Source organism: Nocardia sp. NPDC059764 (assembly GCF_042732555.1).
Classification (GTDB): Bacteria; Actinomycetota; Actinomycetes; order Mycobacteriales; family Mycobacteriaceae; genus Nocardia.
In genome coordinates this window covers 23,290-30,333 of record NZ_JBHWHH010000087.1, presented here as the reverse complement: position 1 = coordinate 30,333, position 7,044 = coordinate 23,290, and the positions used below count along the sequence as shown (strand labels likewise).

At 68.8% G+C, this 7,044-nt stretch carries 5 protein-coding genes; 3 read left to right on the top strand and 2 right to left on the bottom strand.

Features of this window, described 5'->3' with window-relative positions; genetic code table 11:
- Window positions 1-50: 50 nt before the first annotated feature.
- Both ACFV4K_RS20235 and ACFV4K_RS20230 read right to left on the bottom strand, forming a co-directional pair.
- Window positions 51-1,148, bottom strand: coding sequence for an inositol-3-phosphate synthase (locus ACFV4K_RS20235; RefSeq protein ID WP_379276733.1), 1,098 nt, complete (start codon window positions 1,146-1,148; stop codon window positions 51-53).
- Window positions 1,141-1,698, bottom strand: a complete 558-nt coding sequence (locus tag ACFV4K_RS20230) for a PadR family transcriptional regulator (RefSeq protein WP_357097434.1) — start codon at window positions 1,696-1,698, stop codon at window positions 1,141-1,143. Before ACFV4K_RS20230 ends, ACFV4K_RS20235 begins: the two co-directional genes overlap by 8 nt.
- A gap of 280 nt (window positions 1,699-1,978) precedes the next feature.
- Between ACFV4K_RS20230 and ACFV4K_RS20225 the strand changes: the two genes are divergently transcribed.
- The 3 genes from ACFV4K_RS20225 (at window position 1,979) to ACFV4K_RS20215 (ending at window position 7,027) form a co-directional block, all read left to right on the top strand.
- Window positions 1,979-2,392 (top strand): DUF5318 domain-containing protein, encoded by a 414-nt coding sequence (locus ACFV4K_RS20225; RefSeq protein ID WP_357097436.1) that lies wholly within the window; start codon window positions 1,979-1,981, stop codon window positions 2,390-2,392.
- A gap of 759 nt (window positions 2,393-3,151) precedes the next feature.
- Window positions 3,152-5,320 (top strand): transglycosylase domain-containing protein, encoded by a 2,169-nt coding sequence (locus ACFV4K_RS20220; protein ID WP_379276742.1) that lies wholly within the window; start codon window positions 3,152-3,154, stop codon window positions 5,318-5,320.
- 93 nt (window positions 5,321-5,413) lie between these two features.
- Window positions 5,414-7,027 carry a glycosyltransferase family 87 protein gene (locus ACFV4K_RS20215; protein WP_379276740.1) on the top strand — a complete coding sequence of 538 codons (1,614 nt, stop codon included), beginning with the start codon at window positions 5,414-5,416 and terminating at the stop codon, window positions 7,025-7,027.
- Window positions 7,028-7,044 lie beyond the last annotated feature (17 nt).

Here is a 7,044-nt window from a genome sequence, read left to right as displayed (position 1 = left end):
CATCTCCCATCGGGGGTTCGGGGGGCGAAGCCCCCTGAGAGCGATGAGAGTTATTCTGCGTCGATGATGAAGGCCTCGAGCTGGGCGCGGGCCACGTCGTCGGCCAGCTGCTTGGGCGGCGACTTCATCAGGTAGGCCGAGGCCGGGAGGACGGGTCCGCCGATGCCGCGATCCTTGGCGATCTTGGCGGCGCGGACGGCGTCGATGATGATGCCGGCCGAGTTCGGCGAGTCCCACACCTCGAGCTTGTACTCCAGGTTCAGCGGCACGTCACCGAAGGCGCGACCCTCGAGCCGGACGTAGGCCCACTTGCGGTCGTCGAGCCACTCGACGTAGTCCGACGGGCCGATGTGCACGTTGCGGTCGTACACCTTGCCCGAGAGCGGGCCCTCGAGGTTGGACGTCACGGCCTGGGTCTTGGAGACCTTCTTCGACTCCAGGCGCTCACGCTCGAGCATGTTCTTGAAGTCCATGTTGCCGCCGACATTGAGCTGGTAGGTGCGGTCCAGCACGACGCCGCGGTCCTCGAACAGCTTGGCCATCACGCGGTGGGTGATGGTCGCGCCGACCTGGGACTTGATGTCGTCGCCGACGATCGGCACGCCGGCGTCGACGAACTTCTGGGCCCAGACCGGGTCGGAGGCGATGAACACGGGCAGCGCGTTGACGAAGGCCACGCCCGCGTCGATGGCGCACTGCGCGTAGAACTTGTCGGCCTCTTCCGAACCGACCGGGAGGTAGGAAACGAGGACGTCGACCTTGGCATCCTTCAGCGCCTGGACGACGTCGACCGGCTCGGCCTCGGACAGCTCGATGGTCTGCGCGTAGTACTTGCCGATGCCGTCCAGCGTCGGTCCACGCTGCACGGTCAGACCCGACGGCGGCACGTCGGAGATCTTGATGGTGTTGTTCTCGCTGGCGAAGATCGCGTCGGACAGGTCGAAGCCGACCTTCTTGGCGTCGACGTCGAACGCGGCGACGAACTTCACATCACGGACGTGGTACGGACCGAACTTCACGTGCATGAGTCCGGGGACGGTCGAATTCTCGTCGGCGTCCTTGTAGTACTGCACGCCCTGAACCAGGGAAGATGCGCAGTTACCCACGCCGACGATGGCCACCCGAACTTCGGTGTTGATCTCACTCATGGCCGATATTTCCCTCTTTCTGTGGTGCCGCCTTCGTCGATTGCTCCGCAGCAATCAACTCGTTGAGCCAGCGCACTTCGCGCTCGCTTGATTCGAGACCGAGTTGATGGAGCTGGCGGGTATAGCGGTCCAGTTGCCCACTGGCTCGCTTTATCGCTTCCCGCAGTCCTTCTCGGCGCTCCTCGACCTGCCTCCGCCGCCCCTCCAGGATTCGCATCCGCGCTTCCGCGGGGGTGCGGCCGAAGAAGGCCAGATGAACGCCGAAGCCGTCGTCGGTGTAGTTCTGGGGTCCGGTGTCGGCGAGCAGTTCGGCGAACCGCTCCCGTCCCGGGTCAGTCAGGTTGTAGACCCGCCGCGCACGGCGCGTTGCCAAGCCCTGCGGACTCTCCTCCGCGATGAGGCCGTCGGCCTGCATGCGCCGCAGGGTCGGATACAGCGACCCGTAGGAGAAGGCCCGGAACGGGCCCAGCAGACCGGTGAGCCGCTTGCGCAGCTCGTAGCCGTGCATCGGCGACTCGAGGAGCAGCCCGAGGATTGCCAACTCCAGCACCGGGCTTCACCCCCTGACTGTTGTGTTCAGACCTAACCGATGGATGCAGTTCCAAACTATATCGCGCCGATATAGTTTGGCGAGCGCCACGCGACGTTTCCGAACGTGGCGACTGATCTCGTGCCGAGTGGGGTAACTCATCGGGTACCCCCAAAATCGGGTTGGCACCCGACCGCCGGCACGGGTTGACCAGTGGCAACGGCTCCCAGCGTCCGCAAAAGTCGCGGAGAGGCGGAACAGCGCGTGCGGGCCGAGGGCCACCGCAAGTACTCTGGGTCGCGTGCGAATACAGCGGCAGGTAGTGGACTATGCGCTTCGGCGCCGGTCCCTGCTGGCCGACGTCTACGCGGGACGGGTGGACGTCGCGGATGTGTGCGATGCCAATCCGTACCTCCTGCGGGCGGCGAAGTTCCACGGGCGGGGAAGCGAGGTCACATGCCCTATCTGCAGGAAAGAGCAGTTGACACTCGTCTCGTGGGTCTACGGCGACGGCCTGGGCGCCGTCGCGGGCTCCGCTCGCGCGCCGGAGGAACTGGTCCGGTTGGCCGAGACTCGGGAGGAGTTCTCGGTCCATGTGGTCGAGGTGTGCCGGACCTGTAGTTGGAACCATCTGGTGCAGTCCTATGTGCTGGGCCTAGCCCCGGCGCCGACGGGCCGACGCCGCACCGGCACCCGTCGTACGGCCGCCGAGTGAGAGGCCGCGTCGACTGCTGATCCGCGGGCACGCATGCCCGCCGCGGTACACCGACAGTGACCGCATCGAGCCCTGCCCGGGGACCCGGACCGTATCGAGAAGTAATTGGAGAGCCAGGCTGTGACATCGCCCTATGACGACGGACCGCACGGCGGCCGCCCCCGTGGCGGTTCGCAACCCGGCCCCGGTGGTTACCCGCCGCCGGCCCAGGGAGGACGGCCCGCGGGGCCGCCGCCCGGGGCGCGTCAGCCCATGGGACCCGGTGGCCCGCAGCGCGGCAACGGCGGCGGTCCCGGCGGGATGCCGCCGCGCGGACCGAACGGCCAGCCGCAGCGCGGGGGCGCGCCGCAGGGCGGGCAGCCGGCCCGGCGGCCCGGAACGCCGCCGCCCAGACCCGGCAATCCGGATGCGACCCGCAAGCTTCCGAACCCCGCCGCCGATCAGCGCGTGAACACCGGCGCGCGACAGGCGGTTCCGAATCACATCTCCCGGGCGGCCGCCGCGGACCGCACCCAGCGGGTCGCCGATCGCGGGGTCCGCGCGGGCGCCGCGGCGGGCGCGGGCGCGGCGACGCGGACCCGCCCGGCCGAGGGCAATCGACCGCCGACCGGCGGCCAGCCCGCCACCCGGCGTCCCCAGGGCGGCACCCCGCCCGGCCCGCCGCCGCGGCGGCCGGGCGGCAACGGTTCCGGGGGCGGCAAGGGCGCGCCTCGCAAGACCTCCATCTGGCGGATCATCCGCCGGACCATCTACGTGGGCATGGCGCTGGTGCTGGGCCTGGGCAGCACGGTCTTCCTGTACGCCTATTCGACGGTGAACGTGCCGCAGCCCGGCGACCTGAAGAACAATCAGGTGGCCACCATCTACATGGCCGACGGCAACTCGGTGCTGGCGAAGATCATTCCGCCGGAAGGCAACCGGACCGATGTCACGATCGACCAGATCCCGCCGCACGTCCGCAACGCGGTCATCGCGGCCGAGGACCGGTCGTTCTACACCAACCCGGGCTTCTCGATCCAGGGCTTCGGCCGCGCGTTCGTCGGTCAGCTGACCGGCAATTCGAGCGCCGGTGGTGGTTCGACGATCACCCAGCAGTACGTGAAGAACGCGATGGTCGGCAACGAGCACTCGCTCACCCGAAAGCTGCGTGAGCTGGTGATCTCGGCCAAGATGGCCAAGCAGTGGTCCAAGGACCAGATCCTGGCCGCCTACCTGAACACCATCTACTTCGGCCGCGGCGCGTACGGCATCGACGCGGCGTCCAAGGCGTACTTCAACAAGCCGGTGCAGGATCTGAGCGTGTCCGAGGGCGCGGTCCTGGCGGCCACCATTCAGCAGCCGTCGAACCTGGACCCGGAGAAGAATCCGCAGGGCGCGCAGACCCGCTGGAAGTACGTGCTGGACGGCATGGTCGACGGCGGCAACCTGCCCGCCGCGGACCGCGCGAACATGCAGTACCCGCCGGTGATCTCGGCCGCGGAGGCGCAGCACGACAAGACCCTGGACGCGGGCCCGGAGGGCCTGATCAAGACCCAGGTGCTCAAGGAGCTGGAAGCCGCGGGCATCTCCGAGCACGACCTGAACACCCAGGGCCTGCAGATCACCACCACGATCGATCAGAAGGCCCAGGACGCCGCCGTCAACGCGGTGAACAAGGTGATGGACGGCGAGCCGGAGCAGCTCAAGGCCGCGGTGGTGTCGGTGGATCCGAAGACAGGTGCGGTGCGCGCCTATTACGGCGGTTCCGACGGCCAGGGCTTCGACTTCGCGAATGCCGGTCTGCAGCCGGGCTCCTCGTTCAAGGTGTTCGGTCTGGCCGAGAACCTGGAACTGGGCAAGCCGCTCTCGACCATGTACGACAGCTCCTCGCCGTTCAAGGTCAACGGGATCGCGATCCACAATGTCGCCGATGAGAACTGCGGCATGTGCACCATCGCCGAGGCCACCAAGCGGTCCTACAACACCAGCTTCTACCGGATGATGCTGGACATGCCGGGCAACGGCCCGCAGAAGATCGCCGACATGGCGCACCGGCTCGGCATCCCCGCGAACGTCGACGGCATCGGCAAGACGCTGGTGGAGCCGGACGGCTCGTCGCCGAACAACGGTATCGTGCTGGGCCAGTACAACGTTCGCGTGCTGGACATGGCCTCGGCCTACGCCACGCTGGCCGCGTCGGGCATGTACCACGCGCCGCATTTCGTGACCAAGGTGGTCGCCTCCGACGGCACCGTGCTGATGGACCGCGGCGACGTGGCCGGTGAGCGCAAGGTCTCGGCGGCGGTGGCCGACAACGTGACCGACGCGATGAGGCCGATCGCGCAGTACTCGAACAAGCATCAGCTCGCGGGTGACCGCCAGTCGGCGTCCAAGACCGGTACCGCCCAGCTGGGCGACACCATCGAGAACAAGGACGCCTGGATGGTCGGCTACACGCCGTCGCTGTCCACCGCGGTGTGGATCGGCACGGCCGCCGGAAACGAGAAGCTGCGCAACGTCAATGGCGGCATGATCTACGGTTCGGGCCTGCCGTCCGACATCTGGAAGTCGACCATGGACGGCGCGCTCAAGGGCACGGCGAACGAGTCCTTCCCGAAGCCGGGCAATATCGGCAGCTCGCAGGGTGGTGTGCCGTCCTGGTCGGCGCCGTACACCGCGCCCTCGACCACCGAGGCGCCGCTGCCCCCGGTCGTCACCACCAGCCAGATGCCGATCCCGGGTCTGCCCGGGTTCTCCATCCCGGTGCCGGGTCTGGCGCCGAACCCGCAGAACCAACGGCAGCAGACCCAGCCCGAGCCCACTCAGGAGCAGCAGGGCGGCGGCACGGGTCCGATGTCCGGGCAACCGGTCGCGCCCGCGGACGGTGGCGCCACGACCACGGCTCCGAACAGCGGTACCGGCAACGGCAATGGGCGGCCGAATCGGTAGCCTGCTGGCGTGATCGAGCAGCAACTGGCGCACCGGTCGGCCGCCGCGAGCGGACCGGCCGGCGCGGCGCCGGAGCCGGGGGAGGCAGCAGGAGTGGAACAGGCTCGCGCGCAGCGTGATACGCCGGTCGGCTACGAGTCGCCGGCGCCGCTGGCGGACGATCTGCGGTCGGTCGACGACCGGGACAAGCCGAGTCGCACCGACACGCTGACCGCGCAGCTGTGCGATCCGCTCGGCGGCCCGGTGGGCGACCACGCGGTGATCGGCCGGGTCCGCTTCTGGACCCCGATGCGGGTGCTGATGGCGTTCGCGGTGCTGTTCCTGGCGTTCGGCTGGTTCGGCAAGGCGGGCTGCATCCAGCAGCGACCGGACTCCTCGGGAGTCATGGGCCTGGACTGGAACAACGGCCGCCAGTACCTGGCCATGTGCTATTCGGACACGGTGCCGCTGTACGGCGCCGAGCGTCTCAACGAGGGCGCGTTCCCGTACAAGAAGCAGTGGGTCGAGTTCAGCGACGGCAAGGCTCAGGTCCGCTACATGGAGTACCCGGTGCTGTCCGGGATGTACCAGTACATCTCCATGGGAATCGCCAAGGCGTGGAAGGTTTCTCCGCTGCCGGGCAGCGGCGCGCTGGAGGTGGTCATCTACTTCAATGTGGTGGCGATCGGCCTGGCGCTGGCTTGGCTGGTGACCATCTGGGCGACCGCGCTGTCCGCGGGACGGCGGATCTGGGATACCGCGCTGGTGGCGCTGTCGCCGCTGGTGGCGGTGCACGCGTTCACCAACTTCGATTTGCTGGCAACGGCTTTCGCGGCGGGCGGCCTGCTGGCCTGGGGCCGCCGTCGGCCGGTGGCGGCGGGCATCCTGCTGGGCTTGGGCGGGGCGGCGAAGCTGTATCCGCTGCTGCTCCTGGGCCCGATCCTGATCCTGTGCGTCCGCGCCTACCGGCACGATGAGGGCGACGCCGCCTTCGGTGGCCTGCCGCCGATGCGGGCCGCGGGCGCCGCGGTGGCGTCGGCCGCGATCACCTGGCTGGCGGTGAACGCGCCGATCGCGGCGCTGTACCCGAACGGCTGGTGGGAGTTCTTCCGGCTCAACACCGAACGGCACGCGGACCCGGATTCGATCTACAACGTGATCACCTCGTTCACCGGCTGGGCCGGATTCGACGGGGTGCTCGGCCCGCAGGATGTACCGACCGTGCTGAACACGGTGTCGCTGCTGCTGTTCCTCGCGGCGTGCGCGGGCATCGGCTGGATCGGCCTGACCGCCGCGCGGCGGCCGCGGCTGGCGCAGCTGGCCTTCCTGGTGGTGGCGGCGTTCCTGCTGACCAACAAGGTGTGGAGCCCGCAGTATTCGATCTGGCTGGTTCCGCTGGCCGTGCTGGCGCTGCCGCACCGGCGGATCCTGTTGGCGTGGATGGCGATCGACGCCCTGGTGTGGGTGCCGCGCATGTACTACTACCTGGGCCCGGATCACAAGGGCCTGCCCGAGCAGTGGTTCACCGGCACCGTGGTGGTGCGCGATCTGGCGGTGATCGCGTTGTGCGTCCTGGTGATCCGCCAGATCTACCGCCCCGCCGAGGATCCGGTGCGCCGCGACGGCGCCGACGATCCGGGCGGCGGTGTGCTCGACCGCGCCCCGGATCCCCAGGATCCGTGGCTGCCGTCGTGGCTGTGGCCGCGGCGGCCGGAACCCGTGCCCTGAGCCGTCGCTCAGGGCCG

Coding starts and splice junctions, on each gene's coding strand:
- ACFV4K_RS20220 (WP_379276742.1), top strand. CDS start 3,152: ATGGCGCTGGTGCTGGGCCTGGGCAGCACGGTCTTCCTGTACGCCTAT.
- ACFV4K_RS20235 (WP_379276733.1), bottom strand. CDS start 1,148: ATGAGTGAGATCAACACCGAAGTTCGGGTGGCCATCGTCGGCGTGGGT.